Here is a 2,731-nt window from a genome sequence, read left to right on the forward strand (position 1 = left end):
GCAGTTACAGTTGCATTTCTTGTTGGCGCAGCGGTATTAGGAATCGCTCTTGGCACACAAACAACTGAAATTGCTTCACAGTTCGAAAATACAGAAGTAATCGTTTCAGCAGATAAAGCGGACGCCGAGGCAATTCCATTCGTTGTCGGGCAAACAAACGTTCAGGGAGAAACGTACACCATAGTTGGGCTCAGTGAGGAACCGGCTGAAATAACGATTGGTGATCGAACGGTGTCGCTACCCAAACCAACTCCAGGCAAATTTGGGAGTGCTGCGGATACATCAACAGAGGAGATCGTGGATCGGTCTTCTCATCCGTTAGTCCCTGATCACTGGCTCGTGACTGATACCGAGACAGCTCAATCTGTGACAGATGTGCAACCGATGGCTCTAAGCTCAAATAACGATTTAGATGGGGTGCCAATCGTCGCCGCACTGCAGTTTTTTGTCCTTGGATCGACAGAACTAGCGGAGATATTACAACTGACCGCGCTCGCAGCAGCTGTTCTCGTTATGGTAACCGTCTACAGCGTTGTTCGGATTACTATCCAAGAACGTAAGCAAGATATTGCTGTTCTCAGGGCTACGGGAGCGCCTCCACGACGTATCATCACAATATTCAGTCTTCGAGGTCTCTTAGTTACAGGTATTGGCGTTGCATTAGGGTACGCAGGTGGCCTTATTCTCGTCCGTAGTGTTATCAACGTAGCTACATTTTTATCGGTACCAACAACACTCTCTGCACAACTCACTCCACGAGTTATATCACTGTTACTTCCTGCATTCACAGTGTTTGTTGCTGTTGGAATAATCGCAGGAGCAATCGCGGCTTGGCGGACTGTTCGTCTTGACCCGGGTGCGATCAAGAGTGGGTCTTCAATTGGGCGTGGATTACATGATCAGTTGCAAACGAAATTCATTGACTGGGAAACAGTAGTTCCCGCGCTTGCAACATTAGCGGTCTTTATGTGCTTTCTATTTGTGTTATTTGGGATAATCGGGTCTGTCGGACCATTAGCGGGAGCTGGACAGCAAACAATCACTGAACCAGGGACGCCAAATCCAATAGCTAGTGATGTCCCAGTGACATACGCAGACGCATTTCGAACGCAGGACGTAACAGCTAGTCCTGAGATTATCCTGTTTGAGGTAGTCAACGGAGAGCCAGTGCTCGCTCGAGGTGTAAACTTTACTGCATATCGTGAGTTCACAGAGATGTCGGTACAACAGGGGAGGCTAGCTCGAGGGTCAAATGAAGCAGTTATTGGTGGGGATCTCGCTCAGTCGAGTGATATTAGCGTCGGCGAGACAATATTAGTGGGTGGTAGTACAACACCTGCAGTTGCTCGTGTGGAAGTAACTGGAAGATATACTGCTACCGGTATTGAAGATGATCAGCTGTTAGTCTCGTTACCGACGGCTCGGACACTGGGGGGAGTCCGTGGCGATGCCGTCAATATAATTCGCACACGAGGGTTGACGGTCTCATCGAATCAATCAACAATCGTTGTAACGGGTGCACAAGCAGTGCGGAAGGATGGTCAGCCTGGAGTTCAATTAAGAGTGCGTAATCCGGGTCTTCAACCGAACACTCGAGTACTTCAAGTCACAGTCGGTGAACAGAGACAGACAGTTTCGGTAACAGTCGGTGCGCAGCAATCAAGCCAAGTGTTCATTCAGGCTGCGAGTATTGAGAAATCAGACCAGCGTATTCGTGTTGGCGAGTTTGAAGCTACGGTTGGATTGACTCCGGGTGAGGGAGAAGGTGAAAGTGCAGGTCTCTCAGATAATTCACTTACAATACCAGATGAGATTCCTGTTAATAGCACATTGCAAGTGCGACTTACGCAGGAAGATACCGCAGTATCAGACGCACAAATCAGGTATCGAGACATCACGCGACAGACGGATGCTGAAGGGAGAGCACAACTCCCGTTTGAGCGTGAAGGGTCAGTGACGTTGACAATTATTACGAGTGAATCTCAGTTCAAACGCACTGTCGATGTTCGTCGAGGTATAAACCGCCCGTTGGACATCTCAATGATAATCAGTCCCTCGCAACCGAGTATCTTCACCAAACCGACCGCAGAGGTGACCGTGAGGAATCCATGGAGTACAGTGCGTGAGGGGCAGGTTGTGATTAGTGGACCAGAGCGTCGACAGAGTCAATCTGTTCAACTCGCATCAGGAGAATCCACGGTCAAAGCATTCTCACTTTCACAGCGACCAGCAGGACAATATACCGTTGAGGCGGCGACATCTGGAGGGCAACGGGTCAATGAAACGTACAGCGTTCAAGGAGACGAACGACTAGGAGCAGCGCTGGCTCAAAGCGGTCGATACACAGCCGGCGGTGGAATCACACAAGGAATTCAGGTGGTCTTCAGTAATATTGAGGTGCTTATCGGAGCAATCATACTTCTGTTGATGGTGATGACACTGGGGAGTTCAACAGCAGCATTCACCCGATCTGTGCAAACGACGCGTCGTAAAATCGGTATCTACCGAGCAACGGGTGCGGCTCCATACACAATTCTTCTCAATATCGCTCGTGATGCGGCGTTGGTCGGGGTTGTTGCGTCTATTGGGGCACTCGGCGTTGCGATGTTACTTATCGAGATACTCCTATCGACAGGAGCATTACGAGCATTTGGGATTGTTCTACGACCACAGTATTCTGTGCTCTCTATAGGCGTTGCATTGATTGGTGGAACTGGATTAGCGGTTGTTA

Annotated in this window: 1 protein-coding gene; it reads left to right on the forward strand. The window is 49.4% G+C overall.

Features of this window, described 5'->3' with window-relative positions:
- Positions 1-2,731 (forward strand): ABC transporter permease (locus tag J07HQW2_RS09085; RefSeq protein WP_021055167.1); only part of this gene is annotated, 2,731 nt, incomplete at both ends.

Source organism: Haloquadratum walsbyi J07HQW2 (assembly GCF_000415985.1).
GTDB classification, from domain to species: domain Archaea; phylum Halobacteriota; class Halobacteria; order Halobacteriales; family Haloferacaceae; genus Haloquadratum; species Haloquadratum walsbyi_B.